Origin of the sequence: Bradyrhizobium sp. ORS 278 (assembly GCF_000026145.1) — a bacterium.
Classification (GTDB): domain Bacteria; phylum Pseudomonadota; class Alphaproteobacteria; order Rhizobiales; family Xanthobacteraceae; genus Bradyrhizobium.
This window is the reverse complement of the sequence record NC_009445.1, coordinates 3927809-3945529: the sequence shown is the minus strand read 5'-3', so window position 1 is coordinate 3945529 and position 17721 is coordinate 3927809. Positions and strand designations below refer to the sequence as shown.

13 protein-coding genes are annotated in these 17721 nt (G+C 66.2%); 5 read left to right on the top strand and 8 right to left on the bottom strand.

Going from position 1 to position 17721, the window contains the following annotated elements; all coding sequences use genetic code 11:
* Positions 1–42 precede the first annotated feature (42 nt).
* Together BRADO_RS17635 and BRADO_RS17625 are read left to right on the top strand one after the other, a co-directional pair.
* Positions 43–1275, top strand: coding sequence for a hypothetical protein (locus BRADO_RS17635; RefSeq protein ID WP_011926684.1), 1233 nt, complete (start codon positions 43–45; stop codon positions 1273–1275).
* 409 nt (positions 1276–1684) lie between these two features.
* The gene (locus BRADO_RS17625; RefSeq protein ID WP_011926683.1) at positions 1685–3085 is read left to right on the top strand and encodes a triacylglycerol lipase; all 1401 of its coding nucleotides are present in this window, start codon (positions 1685–1687) and stop codon (positions 3083–3085) included.
* Between the two features lie 209 nt (positions 3086–3294).
* On the opposite strand, the gene mfd is transcribed toward BRADO_RS17625, so the two are convergent.
* Complete coding sequence (mfd, locus tag BRADO_RS17620; RefSeq protein WP_041756658.1) at positions 3295–6810, bottom strand: transcription-repair coupling factor; 3516 nt, start codon at positions 6808–6810, stop codon at positions 3295–3297.
* Positions 6810–7097 (bottom strand): succinate dehydrogenase assembly factor 2, encoded by a 288-nt coding sequence (locus BRADO_RS17615; protein ID WP_041756656.1) that lies wholly within the window; start codon positions 7095–7097, stop codon positions 6810–6812. The genes mfd and BRADO_RS17615 overlap by 1 nt, the downstream gene beginning before the upstream one ends.
* A gap of 197 nt (positions 7098–7294) precedes the next feature.
* Here BRADO_RS17615 and recG point away from each other — a divergent pair, with 197 nt between their 5' ends.
* Positions 7295–9397 (top strand): ATP-dependent DNA helicase RecG, encoded by a 2103-nt coding sequence (gene recG, locus BRADO_RS17610; RefSeq protein ID WP_011926680.1) that lies wholly within the window; start codon positions 7295–7297, stop codon positions 9395–9397.
* A gap of 195 nt (positions 9398–9592) precedes the next feature.
* On the opposite strand, the gene BRADO_RS17605 is transcribed toward recG, so the two are convergent.
* Positions 9593–10444, bottom strand: a complete 852-nt coding sequence (locus BRADO_RS17605; RefSeq protein ID WP_083794902.1) for an NAD(P)-dependent oxidoreductase — start codon at positions 10442–10444, stop codon at positions 9593–9595.
* Between the two features lie 184 nt (positions 10445–10628).
* Positions 10629–12506 carry an autotransporter domain-containing protein gene (locus BRADO_RS17600; RefSeq protein ID WP_011926678.1) on the bottom strand — a complete coding sequence of 626 codons (1878 nt, stop codon included), beginning with the start codon at positions 12504–12506 and terminating at the stop codon, positions 10629–10631.
* 428 nt (positions 12507–12934) lie between these two features.
* Here BRADO_RS17600 and BRADO_RS17595 point away from each other — a divergent pair, with 428 nt between their 5' ends.
* On the top strand, positions 12935–13309 hold the full coding sequence (locus tag BRADO_RS17595; protein WP_011926677.1) for a VOC family protein: 375 nt from the start codon (positions 12935–12937) through the stop codon (positions 13307–13309).
* A gap of 26 nt (positions 13310–13335) precedes the next feature.
* On the opposite strand, the gene BRADO_RS17590 is transcribed toward BRADO_RS17595, so the two are convergent.
* From BRADO_RS17590 to glmS, 3 genes are all read right to left on the bottom strand, one after another.
* A complete protein-coding gene (locus tag BRADO_RS17590) occupies positions 13336–14133 on the bottom strand; it encodes a DUF502 domain-containing protein (protein WP_011926676.1) in 798 nt (265 codons plus the stop codon).
* Positions 14134–14284: 151 nt separating this feature from the next.
* Positions 14285–14899: a LysE family translocator gene (locus BRADO_RS17585; protein WP_011926675.1), complete on the bottom strand. Its 615-nt coding sequence runs from the start codon at positions 14897–14899 to the stop codon at positions 14285–14287.
* Positions 14900–15210: 311 nt separating this feature from the next.
* Complete coding sequence (gene glmS, locus BRADO_RS17580; RefSeq protein ID WP_011926674.1) at positions 15211–17037, bottom strand: glutamine--fructose-6-phosphate transaminase (isomerizing); 1827 nt, start codon at positions 17035–17037, stop codon at positions 15211–15213.
* Between the two features lie 231 nt (positions 17038–17268).
* Here glmS and BRADO_RS17575 point away from each other — a divergent pair, with 231 nt between their 5' ends.
* Positions 17269–17496: a hypothetical protein gene (locus tag BRADO_RS17575; RefSeq protein ID WP_011926673.1), complete on the top strand. Its 228-nt coding sequence runs from the start codon at positions 17269–17271 to the stop codon at positions 17494–17496.
* A 20-nt stretch (positions 17497–17516) separates the two neighbouring features.
* On the opposite strand, the gene BRADO_RS17570 is transcribed toward BRADO_RS17575, so the two are convergent.
* Positions 17517–17705, bottom strand: coding sequence for a hypothetical protein (locus BRADO_RS17570; RefSeq protein WP_011926672.1), 189 nt, complete (start codon positions 17703–17705; stop codon positions 17517–17519).
* Positions 17706–17721: the final 16 nt, after the last annotated feature.

The following is a 17721-nucleotide window of genomic DNA, read 5'->3' as shown; positions in this document are numbered from 1 at the left end:
TAGGATCGCGACAGTATCGTCAGCGTATCCTGAGTTCCCTGGATGTCCCAACAAGGCCCGCTTCTCATCGTCTCTCCGTCCACGCGGCCTTCGCTGACAGCGGCCCTCGCGGCAGCGCAAATTCTCCCGACCACGGAAGCGCGCTGGGCCGATGCGGCCAGTGCGATATCCCGGGTTCAACCGGCCGCCGTGCTCGCCGTGATGGACGGCGCCGACGCCTCCGATATCGCCGCGCTGTCGCGTCATGTCGGCGCACGCAAGCCCTACATCCCGATGATCGCGATCGCGCCTGGCGACGCCGCTCTGCCCGACAACGCCATTCCCCTGCACGGCAGCGACAATCATGAGCGGCTGCTGGCGCGGCTGCGCGCCGCGCTGCGCGTCCGCACGCTGCATACGACCGTTCTGCGCCGTCTCGATGAGAAGAAGACGCCGGACGCCGTGCTGCCCGACACCGATCCACTGAACGACGCCACCGTCCTGCTGCTCGGCCGCGGTGCCTCGATGCCCGGACTCTCCGTTGCGCTCGGCGAGCGCATGGCCGTGGTCGGCGCGCTCAGAATCGAGGCGGCGGCAAAACATCTGTCGAGCCGCGACATCGACGGCATCGTGCTCGGCGAAGGTTTTTCGCCGCGGGTGGTCGATGCGTTCCTCGCCGTGCTCGCCGAGGACACCCGCTTCCGCAATCTCGGCGTCGTCGTCACCGCGAACCAGCCGGCGCCGTTCCAGGAGCTCGCCAATCTCGAGATCATCGCCGGCGATCCGCAGCGCATCGCGGCGCATGCGCTGCCGCTGATCCGCCAGCACGCCTTCGAGACCCGGCTCAATCGCACGCTGCGCGCGATCGAAGCCGGCGGCATGCTCGATCCCTTGACGGGGCTTCTCACCAGGAGCGCCTTTGCGCGCGATTTCGCCACCGCCGTCAGCCAGACTCAGAAGAGCGGCGGCAGCCTCGCGGTCGCCCGCTTCGCCTTCGACCCGGTCAATCCGCGCGCACAATATGACGGCGCCCGCATCATCAGCCGCCTGATGCGGCGGATGGATTTCGGCACTCACGAGGACAACGGCTCCGTCGTGGTCGTGTTCGCCGAAACCGACCTCCGCTCCGCCCACGCCATCGCCCGCCGCCTCTCCAGCGTGATGCGCCACACCTCTCACGGCAAGCGCGACACGCGCAGCGAGCCCTCGATCACCGTGGCGGCACTGCAGCCGAATGACACGGCGCGGACGCTGCTGGCCCGCGTCTACGGCGAGGCGCAACGCGCGGCGTCGTGAGATCGAGGCACAGCTAGTCCTACGTCATTGCGAGCGCAGCGAAGCAATCCAGAGTCCCACCGACGCCTTGGATAGATTCGCCACGCTCGCAATGACGCAATCAAGATCAGCCCGCGCCCCATTCAGATCGCCGACGTCGAACCGCATACAAAGCCTCGTCACATACAAGCTATCAGTTTGCGCCGTGCCCACCGGTTCGAGGCTCATCATCGGGCTCGACGATCAGCATCAGTTCGGCAGCCGGCCTCGAGCGCGCCTGCGATCTTGCCGCGAGCCCCTGCTGATGATCAACAAAAGACACACAATTTCAGATTGTTTTTCTCGTTGAATACACATAGCCTCTCTCTGGCAGTGAGGGACCGGCCGTCGACAGGACTACGCGGTCGGTCGAAGCACCAGGGAGAGATCGATGGAGACGATCATTCTGGTCCCCGGCATCACGGGCTCGTGCCTCAGCATCGGTGAGACCCAGGTATGGCCGCCAACGATCGACGAAATCGTCTGGGAGGGCTATCACCGGATCGGCGAGCTGCGCGATCCGAGCGCGACGGCGACCGGGATTTGGGCCGAGCTTCCGGTGTTCGACGGCTACACTTATCCGGTCTATCGCCCGATCATGACCAAGCTGGATGAGATCGCAGCGCGGCTCTCCCCGGCGGCCAGCCGCATCGACTTCTACTATGACTGGCGTGTGGATCTGTGGCAGGCGAACGCGCCGTTCGTCGCCTCGTCCGAGATGCTGGCCCGGCGTATCGCGCAGGCCGTTCACGATGGGGCGACGACGATCACGCTGGTCTGCCATTCCATGGGCAATCTGGTGGCTCGGCTGATGCTCGAAAGCCGGAGATACCGGAACGAGCCGTGGTTCGGAAAGATCACGCGTCTGATCTGCCTCTGCGGACCGCATCTGGGCGCTGCGACCGCTCTGGGACAGGCGCTGGGTTGCGAAGCCGGCTCGCTCGGCATGAGCCGAGACGATTTGCGAACCGTCGCCAACGATCCGAGATACCCGGCCTGCTTCCAGTGCTTTCCGATGCCCGAGACGGATGTCCTGCTCGACACCAGCATCACGCCTCCGGAGCAGGACGTGTACGACCCTGCCGTGGCCGGCAAATACGAGCTGACGGCCTCGAGTGCGCTGGCGGCAGCGACCTCATGGCAGCAACTCGACATCACGCAGCGGCCGGCCCATGTCACATACTATCTCATCGCCGGCACGGGCCTCAGCACCTCCAATGCTTATCTCTATCGTGGCACCGAGTTTGTCGAGAACATCACAGTCGACGGCGACGGTACGGTGCCTGTCTACAGCGCCCTTGCCGGCAGCTATTCCGGAAAATATTCGATTCCGGGCAGCCATGTCGGAATTCTCGGCACAGTGCAGCTGTCGGATGCGCTGGACGAGATCTTCGGCCTGTCGCGCATGCGGGCGTTCCTGATGGCCGAGCCGGGCATCACGATCAATCTTCACAAGCACAGCTTTGCACCCGGCGAGTCCATGCAGATGCTGATCATCCCGGACACGCCAACCACCACCATCAAGGGGCAGCTGACCGTCAGCGCGGCGCCCCGTCCGGGCGCGCGAAGCGGTGCCGCCAAGGCGGCTCTCGTTGCCTATGGCGCGGCGCTGCCGCTGGACTATCAGGGACCTGAGATCACGCACATCCCGGCGCGTTGGACCGCCCCGCGCCAGCCCGGAGCTTATGTCATGCGGTTCGAGGGCGACACGCACAAGACGAGCCCATCATCGAGCGCCGTGTTCTTCGTCAATGCCCAGCCCGGACTTGCGCCGCTGCGCGGGACACGTTGAGAGGCGCGGCCGCGCATTTGCCTCAGTCGTCTGCTGAGCTTCCAAGTCGACTGAGGGCTTCTCACGAAGCGGAGCATGCGTCATGCAAAACCGGCAATCTCGCGAGGAGACCGATTGGGTCAGCGTCGTTGCGATCGTCGCGGTGTTCCTGATCGCAAGCCTTGCTCTGCATTTCGGCTGGCAACTTCTATAACCTAAAGTCGGGCGGCCTACGCCGCCTTCTTCTTCTCCGCGAGCTCCGCCAGCTCCTTCAGAATATCCGTCGTGCCCGCCAGCCGCTCCTCCGGCGTCTCCCAGACCTGCAGGAACACCACCTTCATATCGGGGCGCACCTTGGCGGCCTGGCCATGGCGCTTGATGAAGGCAACCAGGCGGTCGGGATAGGCAAAACTGTTGTCGCGGAAGGCGATGACGGCGCCCTTCGGGCCGGCGTCGACCTTCTCGACATTGGCTCTACGGCAGTAGTTCTTGATCGCCGCGACCTTGAACAGATAGCGCGTCTCGTCCGGCAGCTTGCCGAAGCGGTCGCGTAGCTCGGCGGCAAAGTTCTCGATCTCCTCGTCGGTCTCGAGATCGGCGAGGCGGCGATACAGCGACAGCCGCACCGACAGGTCGGAGACGTAGTCCTCCGGAATCAGCACGGGCATGCCGATGGTGATCTGCGGCGACCAGCGGTCGACGGTCGGCTCGGTGATGCCGGCCTTGAGGTTCTCGATCGCCTCCTCCAGCATCGACTGATAGAGCTCGAAGCCGACCTCCTTGATGTGGCCGGACTGCTCGTCGCCGAGCAGATTGCCGGCGCCGCGGATGTCGAGGTCGTGGCTGGCGAGCTGGAAGCCCGCGCCCAGCGTCTCCAGCGATTGCAGCACGCCCAGGCGCTTCTCGGCCTGCGCGCTGACCTTGTGGGTCGACGGCAGGGTGAATAGCGCATAGGCGCGCAACTTGGAGCGGCCGACGCGGCCGCGCAGCTGATAGAGCTGCGCGAGACCGAACATGTCGGCGCGATGCACGATCAGCGTGTTGGCGCGGGGAATGTCGAGGCCGGATTCGACGATCGTGGTCGACAACAGGATGTCGAACTTGCCGTCGTAGAACGCCGAGATGATGTCCTCGATCACGGTGGGCGCCATCTGGCCGTGGGCGACCGCGACCTTCATCTCCGGCACGGTCTTGTCGAGGAATTCCTTGACCTCGGCGAGATCGTCGATGCGCGGCACGACGTAGAACGCCTGGCCGCCGCGATAGCGCTCGCGCAACAAGGCCTCGCGGATCATCACGGGATCGTGCGGCGCGACGAAGGTGCGCACGGCGAGACGATCGACCGGCGGCGAGGCGATGATCGACAGCTCTCGCACGCCGGTCAGCGCCAGCTGCAAGGTGCGCGGGATCGGCGTCGCGGACAAGGTCAGCACGTGGACCTCCGCGCGCAGCTGCTTCAGCCGCTCCTTGTGGCTGACGCCGAAGTGCTGCTCCTCGTCGACGATGACGAGGCCGAGGTCGCGGAATTTCACGGTCTTGCCGAGCAGAGCATGCGTGCCGACGACGATGTCGACCGAGCCGTCGGCGAGGCCCTTCTTGACCTGGTTGAGCTCCTTGGTCGAGACGAGGCGCGAGGCCTGCGCGACGTTGACGGGAAAGCCCCTGAAGCGCTCGGTGAAGGTTTTCGCGTGCTGGCGCGCGAGCAGCGTGGTCGGCACGACCACGGCGACCTGCTTGCCGTCGAGCGCGACCGCGAAGGCCGCCCGCAGCGCCACCTCGGTCTTGCCGAAACCGACGTCGCCGCAGACGAGGCGGTCCATCGGCCGTCCCGCTTCGAGATCGCCGAGCGTCGCCTGGATCGCGGCAAGCTGATCCTCGGTCTCGTCATAGGGGAAGCGCGCGCAGAACTCGTCGTAGAGGCCGGCCTGCACCGGCATCTTCGGCGCCTCGTGCAGCATGCGCTCGGCGGCGATCTTGATCAGCTCGCCGGCCATCTCGCGGATGCGGTTCTTCAGCTTGGCCTTGCGCGTCTGCCAGCCCGAGCCGCCGAGCTTATCGAGCTCGACATTGGTCTGGTCGGAGCCGTAGCGCGACAGCAGCTCGATGTTCTCGACCGGCAGATACAGCTTGGTCTCGCCGGCATAGCGCAGCTCGAGACAGTCATGCGGCGCGCCGGCGACCTCCAGCGTCTGCAGGCCGACGAAGCGGCCGATGCCATGGTCCACGTGCACGACGATGTCGCCGATGGCGAGGCTCGTCACCTCCGAGATGAAATTGTCGAGCTTCCGGCTGGCGCGGCGCGGCCGGACCAGGCGGTCGCCGAGGATGTCCTGCTCGGAAATGACCGCGATCTGGTCGGTCTCGAAGCCGGTTTCCAGGCCGAGCACCGCGAGCATGGTCTCGTTGCGCGGCGTCGCCTGCACCATGCGCCAGGCGTTGACGCTGGTGACATGTATCAGCTTGTGATCCTTCAACATGGAGGCCATGCGGTCGCGCGAGCCTTCGCTCCACAGCGCGATCACGACCTTCTTGCGCACCGATTGCAGCGCCTGCACGTGCGCCACCACGGCCTCGAACACGTTGACCGCGGCGTCGTTGCGCTCCGGCGCGAAGTTGCGGCCGGCCCGCGCGCCGATATCGACGACGCTAGAGCCCTCGGGCACTGCGAATGGCGTCACGCGCGCGAGAGGCACGGCGGCCAGCCGGTCCGCCCATTCCGTCGATGTCAGATACAGCCGGTCGACCGTCAGCGGCTTGTAGATCGCGCCGCCGCCGGGATGCTCCATCGCCTCGCGGCGCGCGTCGTAGTAGTCGATGATCTGCTTGAAGCGCTCGCGCGCGGCGTCCTCGCCCTGCGGCTCGATCACGATGGGCGTGTTCGGCAGATAGTCGAACAGCGTCTCCATCTTGTCGTGGAACAGCGGTAGCCAGTGCTCCATGCCGGGATAGCGGCGGCCTTCGCTGACGGCCTCATACAGCGCGTCGTCGCGCTCGGGCGCGCCGAACTCGGCGACATAGCCCATGCGGAAACGGCGGATGGTGTCGGTGACGAGCTGGAATTCGGAGACCGGCACGAGATCGAGCGAGCGCATGTCAAGCAAGGTGCGCTGCGTCTCGGCGTCGAAGGTGCGGATCGATTCCAGGCTGTCGCCGAAATAGTCGAACCGCACGGGCTGGTCGAGGCCGGCGGGAAACAGGTCGAGGATGCCGCCGCGCACGGCATATTCGCCGCTCTCGCGCACGGTAGAAGCTCTGACGTAGCCGTTATGCTCGAGCCACGCGACGACGGAATCCATCGGCACGACGTGCCCCGGCGCCACCGACAGCGCCTGGCCGGCCATGGTGTCGCGCGACGGCACGCGTTGGACGATGGCGTTGACGGTGGTCAGCACGATCAGCGGCTTGTCGCTGCCGGCGAGGCGCGACAGCCGCGCGAGTGTCGTCACGCGCTGTGCCAGGATGCCACCATGCGGCGAGACGCGGTCATAAGGCTGGCAGTCCCAGGCCGGGAACTGCATGACAGGAAGATCCGGCGCGAAGAAGTCGAGCGCCCGCGCCAGCTGCTGCATCCGGTTGCCGTCGCGGCAGACCACGGCGAGGCTGACGGCCGGCGGCTTCGGCCGGGCGGCGATGGCGCGCGCCAGATCGGAGACGACGAGACCCTCGGCCCCCTCGGCGACATTGGCGAGCGTGAGCGCGCGCCCCGGGGCGAGATGCTCGGCGGGCGACTTGACCGGACTCTTCATCAATCGGCGTCCACCGCGCGGAAGCTCTTGATGCGTTCGAACAGCGCCGGCGTCTGCTCCGGCGGCAGCGGCCGGGCGCCGGTGATCGCGGCGTAGAAGTCGGGGTCGGAGACCTCCAGGAGCTGTTCGAGCTGGTCCAGCTCGCTCTCGGTCAGCGTGCCGATCTCGGCATCGGCAAAGCGGCCGAGAATCAGGTCCATCTCACGGGTGCCGCGATGCCAGCAGCGGAACAAGAGCCGCTTGCGGCGGTCGTCTAGGCCTTGGCTCGAACGGGTCGTTCCGGTCATCGCGATCTTCCTGCAGGACAACGCCAAAAGCCCGGACGGTGCCGGGCGCGGTTCATATAGCGGCGCGCAGAGCCCATGTCAGCCCTCCCAGGGTGCAGAACCGGCATGTCGGGCCGCCTCAAACCGGGGAAAAAAGAGGTGGATGTCTCGACGATCGCGGCTATTCCGGCCCGCAAAGCGAATTAAGTGTTCGGTCCATGCGCCCTGCCATCCTCAACCCGCTGTTTGCGCCGGTCACGACCCTCTCGGGTGTCGGGCCGAAGCAGGACAAGCTGCTGCGCTACCTGCTGAGCTGCAGCGAGACGCCGCGGCTCGTCGACCTGCTGCTGCATCTGCCGGCCAGCGTCATCGACCGCCGGAACCGGCCCAAGGTCCGCGACGTCGAGGTCGGCACCGTGGTGACCCTGGAGGTGACGGTCGATCGCCATCGTCCGTCGCGTAACGCGCGCGCCCCTTATCTGGTTTACGCCAGCGACGACACCGGCGACGTCGTGCTGACGTTTTTTCGGCCCAAGGGCGACTACATCGAGAAGATGCTGCCGGTCGGCGCCAAGCGCTACGTCTCCGGCACCGTGCAGATGTACGACGGTATCCCGCAGATCGTGCACCCCGACCGCATCCTCGATGAAGCCGGCTTCGCCAAACTGTCAGGAATCGACCCGGTCTATCCGCTCACCGAAGGCCTCGCGCTCGGCTCGCTGCGGCGGGCGATCGCGGCGGCGCTGACCAAGCTGCCGGAGCTGCCGGAATGGATCAGCCCGGAGGTGCTGAGCCGCTGCAATTTCCCGTCGCTGAGGGAGGCGCTGACGCGGGTGCACGTCCCGCAAGAGCTGACGGATATACTGCCCGAAAATCCGTTCTGGTCGCGCCTCGCCTTTGACGAGCTGCTTGCCGGCCAATTGGCCCTGGCGCTGGTGCGCGCGCAATTGCGCCGTCCCGCGGGCAACCGCCACGCCGGCGACGGCCGCCTGCGCCGCAGGATCATCGATGCCCTTCCCTATGCGCTGACCAACTCGCAGGCCCAGGCGATCGAGGCGATCGCCGCCGATCTGGAAAAGCCCGTGCGCATGCTCCGGCTGCTGCAGGGCGACGTCGGTTCGGGCAAGACGGTGGTCGCGCTGCTCGCCGCGGCGGCCGTGGCCGAGGCCGGCAAGCAGGCCGCGCTGATGGCGCCGACCGAAATCCTGGCGCGACAGCATGCCAAGACCATCGCGCCGCTCGCCGAGCGCGCGGGCATGAGCGTCGCCATTCTCACCGGCCGCGAGAAAGTTAAGGAGCGCCGCGACATCCTTGCCCGCCTGGAGGCCGGCGAGATCGACGTCCTGATTGGCACCCATGCGCTGATCCAAGACGACGTCATGTTCAAATCGCTGGCGCTCGCCATCGTCGACGAGCAGCATCGCTTCGGGGTGCGCGAGAGGCTGGCGCTGACCTCCAAGGGCGAGGCCGTCGACGTGCTCGTGCTGTCCGCGACGCCGATCCCGCGCACGCTGGTCCTCACCTATTTCGGCGACATGGACATTTCCGAGCTACGCGAGAAGCCGGCCGGCCGGCAGCCGATCGACACCCGCGCGGTGGCTGACACCCGGCGCACCGAGGTCATCGACGCCGTCGGCCGCGCGCTCGACGCCGGCAAGCTGGTGTACTGGATCTGCCCGCTGGTCGAGGAGTCCGAGGCCGAAGGCATCGATCATCTCACCAACGCCACCGACCGCTACGAAAGCCTGCGCGAGCGCTTCGGCGAGCGTGTCGGCCTCGTCCACGGCAAGATGAAGGGCAGCGAGAAGGACGACGTCATGAACCGCTTCGCGGCGCATGAACTGCGGCTGCTCGTTGCCACGACGGTCGTCGAGGTCGGAGTCGACGTGCCCGCCGCGAGCATCATGGTGATCGAGAATGCCGAGCGCTTCGGCCTCGCCCAGTTGCATCAGCTGCGCGGCCGCATCGGCCGCGGCTCGGAAGCCTCGACCTGCATCCTGCTCTATCACGAGCCGCTCGGCCAGATGTCGAAGGCGCGGCTCGCCGTCATCCGCGAGACCACCGACGGCTTCCGCATCGCCGAGGAGGATCTCAAGCTGCGCGGCGAAGGCGACGTGCTGGGCATCCGCCAGAGCGGCCTGCCCGGCTACCGCATCGCCCGGCCCGAGGTGCATGCGCAGCTGATCACGCAGGCCCGCGACGAGGCGTTACGGATCCTGAAGGACGATCCCAAGCTGAAGGGACCGCGCAGCGATGCGCTGCGCTGTCTGCTGTATCTCTACGAACGCGACGAGGCGATCCCGCTGCTCACGGCGGGGTGATTGAGGCGGTGCATCAACAAACTCCGCTGTCGTCCCGGCCTCCGAGCCCGGACCCATACCCCCAGGGAGCAGTTTGAGGCAGGCTGGCGATTGGCTCTTTCGCACCTCGCAACCACTGCGGCGTATGGGCCCCGGGTCGGCGCCGCGACGCGCTTCGCGCGTCGTGGCTTGCCCGGAACGACGAGCTGAAATCGTCTATTTCGCCTTGCAGCTCTCCGCGAATGCCACCAGCTGCGCCGCATCGAAGCCCTCGCCCTGCACGTCCGCCGCGATGTGCTCGAACAGTTGCGCAAAGCCTTCGTAGATCAGCGCCGCCGGATGATCCTCGCCCAGGAAGCCTGCGATCTCGCGCATCTCGGCGACCCAACGATAGGCCTTGGGCAGCATGTCCGGCAGCGCGTTAGCGAGCCGCGCCTGAACGTGCGGCAGGCTCGACGCGAGCTCGTCGCGCAAGGCATCCGCCGCGCCGGCGCGGGTGGCGGCCAGCACCATCGCGGCGCCGAGCCCGGTCAGGCCCTTGTTGATCCCGGCATAGGACATCTTCAGCGCCGAGGCGGCGCCGATCGGTCCCTCGATTTGGCGCAAATCGAGCCCGAGCTGGCCGAGCACGGCGATTTCCCCCGACGCCTCGCCGCTGACGTACAAGGCCGGTCCCTTCGTGCCGGGCTTCGGCGGCAGGCCGATGATGGCGGCATCCACGAGGCGCGCGCCGGAGGACAGCACGATGTCCTCGATGGTCCGGATCGTCTCGACGTTGACGGCGTTGCAGTCGACGATCACCGGCTTCTTCGTCGAACGATTGATCACGGTGGCGAGCTGCTCGGCCAACGCCACTGCCTCGCCCGGCGGCACGATCGACAGGATGATGTCGCAGCTGGCGATCTCGGACTCGCTGGCGCCCGTCATGCCGGACGCGGCCGCCCGCGCGCGCGTCGCGGCGCTGCGGCCGTCGAGCAGCGTCAGCACCTTGCAGCCGTGCTCATTGAGACGGGCGGCGATGGCGCTGCCCATGGCGCCGGGCGCGATGACGGCAATGCTGGGGGGCATGGGCGGACTCCAATTCCAAGATTCAACTCCAAGAAGCGTCCCGCAGACTATGCGCAGCCGATGACAAAACTGAAGGCACGAAAACGAAGGGCAGCCCTTCCGGGCTGCCCTCGCCTTGGCCGCATCCTCAGCGCCGCTCTCCCCCAAGAGCCCTCCAAACCAGCGCCGGCTGCTGCGGCCGACCTCAGAACGAAATCTTCAAGCCCCCGCTACCGAAGAAGTCGTCGCCGCCGGTGCGGCCGATGGTGCGCGAGACGTTCGCCGTCAGCGCGACGTTGCTCCAGAACGGCGCCACGATGCCGGCGCTGACCCGGCCATACACGTTGTGCGAGCTTGCGCTCGGGACGTTCCAGTTGTTGACGATCAAGGGCGCCGAGGTGGCGCTGTACTGAATCAGCCGACCGTTGCCGATGAGATCGTCGTCGAGCGTCAGGTTCAGATACGGATGCACGGTCGCGCCCTGCACCTGAAACGGCGTGCGCAGCTGCACGCCGACGCTGCCGACCAGGGTTTCGGCCGTCTGCGGACCGACCGTGAGCGTCAGCGCGGGATCGCCGGCCTCGGTGAAGCCGTCGACGCGGGCGCGGGCGTAGGTCAGGCCGGCGATCGGTCCGAGCTTCGCCGTGCCGGCATCGAACAGATAGCCGGTCTTGCCGGCGACCACGAAGGTGGTGCCGCCAGGATTCGAGGTGATCGTATCGACGACGCCGAGCCGTGTATTGCGATAGTCCTGCTTGCCGATGGTCGCGAGCGCCTCGGCGAACAGATTGCTGTTGGCCCACACACCGTAGAAGCCGAGCTGATAGGAGTTGGCATCCGTCGTGCCTGCATTGTTGAACAGCTTGGCCTTCGGATTGGAGTAGTCGAAGGCGGCACCGATCATCGCGTTCGGCGACAGCCGGTAATCGACGCCGATGGTGCCGCCGATGCTGTCGAGATTGAAACCGGTCGACGCGACGTTGCCCTGGCGATTGCTCAGGCCGCCATTGCCCTGCATGTAGAAAGACCATGGACTGACAGGTGCGAGCGGCGGCGCCTTGGTCGACGGCGCCTTGGTCAAGGCGGCGAACGAGTTCATGGTCGACGGCGCAAAGCCGCTGGTCTCGCGGAACATGTCGAGCTTGCCGATCAGCGTCGCAGCGAAGCCCATCGCTGAGATCGAGGCCACCTCCCCCTGCGGGGCGAAGGTCAGCGGCGCATTGAGGCGGTTGACGATATACTGGCCCAGCACGTCGAAGCCGTGCGAGGTCAGGTGCACGCCGTCGACATAGAACAGATACTGCTGCTGCAGCGCCGGGTTGCCGATGCAGGCGACCGGACAGGCGCCGACATTGCTGAAGCCATAGCGCTGCGGGTTGGCCTGGATCAGCGTGCCGATCAGGGCCGTATCGACATATTCGACGCGCACGCCGGAGCGTGCGACATTCGCGAGCGAGGCCTGCATCAGCGCATTGTAGGTCGTGCTATACAGCTTGCCGGTCGGGGCATTGGCGTTGCCCACCGCCTCGGGCAAGGTGCTGACATCGCCGGCCGTGAACACGATGCTGCGGGCGCCGGCGCCGACCAGTGCATTGATGCCCGCCATCGCCTGCTGCGCGGTGACGGCGGCTGCGGTCGGTGCGGCGGCGAACGAGCCGCCTGCACGGTAGTAGGCGCGCGCGTCGTTGCCGCCAATCGAGACTTCGACGAGGTCGGTCGAGGAGATCTTGCCGGAGAAACCGGTCAGTCCGCTCCACTCCTGGAAAAACCCGGGAATGCCGGGGCCAGCGACGTTGGTCGCGCCGCTGGTGGCTCCGCCGATGGCGTAGTTCAGTTGGGGAATGCCGAGTAGCGCCGAAGTGGTGTCAACAAAGTTGGTGCCGCCGCTGAAGCGCCCTGTCGGGTACAGCGGCAATTTGCCGATGCCGCCAGTGAAGGTCCAGAGATTGCCAGTGTCGGCGTAGCTGTCACCAAAGGCCTGGATGCGCGAGTAGGTGGTTTGGGCGGACGTCGGCTCGACCAGCGGCAACACGGCTCCCGACAACGCAACGACGCACAACAGCGTCCTACTCACACGCCTCATTTCACGCTTCCCCTACGCCTTACATTTGTTTGCCCGATGTTTCCATGGTGACCGACGGGAAAACTACCGCCTTCCGGTTGCAGCAACGACGCCGCTGCTGCATGTGCCTTTCCCGCATCATCATGCAGCGCGAAAGCGCCGTCCTGCGGACATCCGGCCGCTCGGCGCACTGTATGGAGGAAAGGGCGTGGTCACGCCCTCTCCTCACGCACGACTCCGGGTGGCGCCGTGCCCGCCGTCTTGCTGTTGAACGGACCGAGCGATGGTGGGCACGGCGCCGCAGCGATCTCGCAAGTTGCAGCAGCACGCATTCGCCTTTGCCCGCCCTGCGCAGTGCGGCCGCAAACGCTGCTGACAGAATCTGGCACCAGGCTCGGCTAATCCCATGCGCATGCGCCGCCGTTGGCGCCCTCACCGGAGAGCCAGATATGCCCGAGTTCAGCTTCCTGATCCTCTATGTGGACAACCCGCCCGCCAGCGCGGCATTCTACGCCGACCTGCTCGGCCGTCCCATCATCGAGCAGTCGCCGACCTTTGCGATGCTGCCGCTGCGCGATGGCGTCATGTTGGGACTATGGTCGCGGCACACGGTGGAGCCTGCGGCGGCTGGCGCACCGGGATTCAGCGAGGTCGCCTTCACGGTCGGCGAAGCCGCCGACGTGTCGCGCATTCACGACGAGTGGAAGGCGCGCGGCCTATCCATCCTCCAAGCGCCGACGAGAATGGATTTCGGCACCACCTTCGTCGCGCTTGATCCGGATGGGCACCGCTTGCGCGTGTTCGTGCCGCAGGACGCCGCCTAGGTCCGATCGGTCTCGATCAGCCTGATTCAATCGGCCTTGGCCGGCTCCGGCTCCAGGCTCGGAGACGGCTGCGCCGGAGCGTTCGCGATGCGCGCGGCGTTGGCCATGGTGGCGAGCGCGGCGGCCTTCTTCTGCGCGTCGGAGCCCGGCTGCACCACGCCGCAGGACATGATCAGGGTCGCCGCATCCTCGGCGCTCATGTCGACCTCGATGATCTTGCTCTTCGGCAGGTAGAAGAAGAAGCCCGTCGTCGGGTTCGGGGCGCAGGGCAGGAACACCGAGATCTGCTCGTCATCGCCCGGCAGCCGGTTCGCGATCTCCAGGCTGGGAGGCTGCGAGATCAGCACGATCGACCACATGCCGGGCGAAGGAAACTCGACGAGGCCGACGCGGCGCAGGCTCGAGCCCTTGCCCGAGAACAATGTCTCGAACACCTGCTTGAGGCCGCGATAGATAGCGCGCACCGCCGGGATGCGGCCGAGCAGCCGCTCGCCGAGATCGACCAGCGTGCGGCCGATCAGGTTCGCGGCGAGAAAGCCGACCAGGGTCAGGCCGATCACCGCCACGATCAAGCCTGAGCCGGGCACGCCGAAAGGTAGGTACGTCTCCGGGCGGTATGCCAGCGGAACGAACGGACGCACCAGGTTGTCGACCCAGGTCACGAACCACCAGGTCAGATACAGGGTGATCGCGACCGGTCCGGCGACCACCAGGCCGGTCAGGAAATAGTTGCGAAACCGGAACATCAACCCATGGTGGGGCGTCTCGGCTTCGACATCGGCCAAGGGATCGGTCTCAGGCGGCAGGTCGTCGCGGGAACTCATGCGGACTTCCGGGTCGGATCACATCTCAGCTAGGGTCTTAGCAGATTTTTGGAAGGGCAAGGCCCTCTTTCCGACACATCCGCGCTTTGCCGGCCCGCTGTGGCGGGCTGGTCCCGCGGCCCTGCCAGCGCAGGGCGTGCAAAAGCAGCCGTCAGGCGCTGCGCAACGGCAAGGCGAGGCCCACAGCCACGAAGATGCCGCCGCAGACCTGGTTGAAGCGCCGCCCGGTCCGCGCCAGCCAGGGACGCACCCGGGCGGCGGTGCTGGCGATGGCGAGCTCGGTCACGAACTCCGTGACCGTATAGGTGGTGGCGACGATCGCGAACTGCACGGCGAGGCTACGCGCGGGATCGATGAATTGCGGCAATAGCGCGCTGAAGAACAGCAGGCATTTCGGGTTGGTCGCGGCCGTCAGGAAACCCTGGCGAAACAGCACACGCCCGCGCGCCGTGACCGGCTTGTCGCTGACATCGACGGCGACCGGTGGCGAGCGCCACAGCTTGACGCCGAGCCAGGCGAGATAAAGCCCGCCGATCCACTTCAGCACGGAGAGCCAGGTGATCGAGGACTGCACCAGCGCGCCGATCCCGAACATGCACAGCGCCATGATCAGGACGAAGCCGATCAGGCCGCCGGCGATCGTGAACAGCGTCTTCCGCCCGCCATGCAGCGCGCCGTGTGTCAGGGCCAGCAGGCCATTGGGCCCGGGCGTGATCGAGATCCCGATGCTCGTCAGCAGGAACAGAAACCAAGTGTCGAGAGCCAATCGGGTTTCCCTTTGATCAAGCGGACCGACGGATGCGCTGCCCAGTCATCGCAGACGCTGATGTCGGATCTTGGATCGGATGGCAAGTGGGGGGAGCTCGCCGCGACTTTGGATGAGCACGAGTAAAAACCGGCGTCGTCCCGGACAAGCCCGGCAACGCGAAAGCGTTGGCGGGCGCCGATCCGGGACCCAGACTCCCGCAAGGTGCTTTGCGGCACGCTGGAGCTACCAGAGCTGCAAACCACCGAGGACGGTGGTTATGGATCCCGGCTTTCGCCGGGATGACGCAGAGTGTGTGGAGGCGGCCTGCCCTACTCCACCGTCACCGACTTCGCCAGATTGCGCGGCTGGTCGACGTCGGTGCCCATCACGACCGCCGTGTGATAGGCCAGCAGCTGCACCGGGATCGCGTAGACGATCGGCGTGAAGGTCGCGGCCATGTCGGGCATGGTGATCGTGACCAGCGAGTCCACGGTCGCCTCCTCGGCGCCCTTGGCGTCGGTCATCAGGATGATGTTGCCGCCGCGCGCGGCGACCTCTTGCATGTTCGACACGGTCTTCTCGAACACCTTGTCATAGGGCGCGATCACGACGACCGGCATGGTCTCGTCGATCAGCGCGATCGGACCGTGCTTGAGCTCACCGGCGGCATAGCCCTCGGCGTGGATGTAGGAGATCTCCTTCAGCTTCAGCGCGCCTTCGAGCGCCAGCGGATAGGAGGTGCCGCGGCCGAGATACAGCACATCCTTGGACTTGGCGATCTCGCGCGCCAGCTTCTCGATCTGCGGCTCCGTCGTCAGCGCTGACGCGATCAGGCGCGGCACCTCGACGAGACCATGCACCAGCTTGGTCTCGTCGGCTTCGGAGAGTTCGCCGCGGCCACGGCCGGCGGCGATCGCCAGCGCCGCGAGCACCATCAGCTGGCAGGTGAACGCCTTGGTCGAGGCGACGCCGATCTCGGGACCGGCGAGCGTCGGCATCACGATCTCGCTCTCGCGCGCGATCGTCGAGGTCGGCACGTTGACGACCGAGAGCGTGTGCACGCCCTGTGACTTGGCATAGCGCAGCGCCGCCAGGGTGTCGGCGGTCTCGCCCGACTGAGAGATGAAGATGGCGAGATCGCCCTTGCGCAGCGGCGCCTCGCGGTAGCGGAATTCCGAGGCGACATCGAGCTCGACCGGCACCCGCGCGAAGCGCTCGAACCAGTATTTGGCGACGAAGCCGGCATAGCTCGCGGTGCCGCAGGCGGTGATCGAGATGCGCTGGATGTCGGTGAAGTCGAACGGCAGCCGCGCCGGCAGCGCGACGCGCTCGGTGCCCATGTCGACATAGCGCGCCAGCGTGTGGCCGACCACCTCCGGCTGCTCGTGGATTTCCTTGGCCATGAAGTGGCGATAGTTCGCCTTGTCGACCAGGAACGACGATGCGCCTGACTTCAGCACCTCGCGCTTCACCACCGCGCCCGAGGCGTCGTGGATGATGCCGGAGTCGCGGGTGATCTCGACCCAGTCGCCATCGTCGAGATAGCTGATCGTATCCGTGAACGGCGCCAGCGCGATCGCGTCGGAGCCGAGGAACATCTCGCCATCGCCATAGCCCATCGCCAACGGAGAGCCCTTGCGGGCACCGATCAGGAGATCGCCATGACCCTTGAACAGAAAGGCGAGTGCGAACGCGCCCTTCAAATGCGGCAGTGAAGCGGCGACCGCCTGCTGCGGCGTATGACCTTTGAGCAGGTAGGAGTTGACGAGATGGACGACCGTCTCGGTGTCGGTCTCGGAGGCGAACTTGGCGCCCTGCTTCTCGAGCTCGGCGCGGAGCTCGCGGAAGTTCTCGATGATGCCGTTGTGGACGACCGCGACGTTATCAGTTGCGTGCGGATGGGCGTTGCTCTCAGTCGGCTTGCCATGCGTCGCCCAGCGGGTATGGCCGATGCCGGCATGGCCCTTGAGCGGCTCGCGCTCCAGGCGCTTCTCGAGATTCTTCAGCTTGCCCTCGGCACGTCGGCGATCGATCTGATCGCCCTCGAGCGTCGCAACGCCAGCAGAGTCGTAGCCGCGATACTCAAGACGTTTCAGGGAATCGACGAGATGCTCGGCAACCGGCCCGCGTCCCAGGATCCCGATGATTCCGCACATCAGCGCTAGTCCCCAAATCGTCGAGAGAGATTCAAATGCGTGGCATTGTCTTAACGAAAACCGCGCGCTTTCAGGATTCAATAATTATTGCGGATTGCGACAGGGTTAAGTTGAAGCCCTGACCGCGCAGGCCGGCGCGCAACTCCGGTTCGACGCGGAGGTGCAGTTCAGCGTGCGCTTAACGTCCGGTCAACGCTTTCACCGCGAAACTGCCGCGTCGGAGAGGACGCCATGACCTATAACCGCCGCCCAACTGATCCCAAGGGCACCAGTTCGCTCAGCTTGTCGCACCCCACGTCCGGCAGCCATCTCGCGCATTGGCCGCCGCCGACCCTGGCCCACGAGCTCAAACCGATGCCGATCAAGCATCGCACCAACGAGCCCGTCAAGCACGCCACCCGGCGCGGCTGGCGCCTGACCCGCGAGATGTTCGCCGAGTTCCAGGACGACGAGGGCTAGCCGCACGCGGCGATCCGCAATCAGCGCAGCCAGGCCCAGGCGAGCGCGCCGATCAGGACCCAAAGACCGCTTCCGGTGAGGAACATGATCTCGCGCGCCGGCGCGAGACCGAGCACGGCGTAGAGCATGCGGCCGGAGAACGTTCCCAGCCGCGCGATCGCGATCAGCGCCTCGATGATCAGGTCAAAGACGAGCTGACCGATCTCCACGCTCGCCGTCCCTTCC

Bases quoted from the DNA above. Each gene is read 5' to 3' on its own strand.
- BRADO_RS17600 (WP_011926678.1), bottom strand. From the start codon at position 12,506: ATGAGGCGTGTGAGTAGGACGCTGTTGTGCGTCGTTGCGTTGTCGGGA.
- BRADO_RS17625 (WP_011926683.1), top strand. From the start codon at position 1,685: ATGGAGACGATCATTCTGGTCCCCGGCATCACGGGCTCGTGCCTCAGC.
- BRADO_RS17595 (WP_011926677.1), top strand. From the start codon at position 12,935: ATGCCCGAGTTCAGCTTCCTGATCCTCTATGTGGACAACCCGCCCGCC.
- mfd (WP_041756658.1), bottom strand. From the start codon at position 6,810: ATGAAGAGTCCGGTCAAGTCGCCCGCCGAGCATCTCGCCCCGGGGCGC.
- BRADO_RS17635 (WP_011926684.1), top strand. From the start codon at position 43: ATGTCCCAACAAGGCCCGCTTCTCATCGTCTCTCCGTCCACGCGGCCT.
- glmS (WP_011926674.1), bottom strand. From the start codon at position 17,037: ATGTGCGGAATCATCGGGATCCTGGGACGCGGGCCGGTTGCCGAGCAT.
- BRADO_RS17615 (WP_041756656.1), bottom strand. From the start codon at position 7,097: ATGACCGGAACGACCCGTTCGAGCCAAGGCCTAGACGACCGCCGCAAG.
- BRADO_RS17590 (WP_011926676.1), bottom strand. From the start codon at position 14,133: ATGAGTTCCCGCGACGACCTGCCGCCTGAGACCGATCCCTTGGCCGAT.
- BRADO_RS17575 (WP_011926673.1), top strand. From the start codon at position 17,269: ATGACCTATAACCGCCGCCCAACTGATCCCAAGGGCACCAGTTCGCTC.
- BRADO_RS17605 (WP_083794902.1), bottom strand. From the start codon at position 10,444: ATGCCCCCCAGCATTGCCGTCATCGCGCCCGGCGCCATGGGCAGCGCC.
- recG (WP_011926680.1), top strand. From the start codon at position 7,295: ATGCGCCCTGCCATCCTCAACCCGCTGTTTGCGCCGGTCACGACCCTC.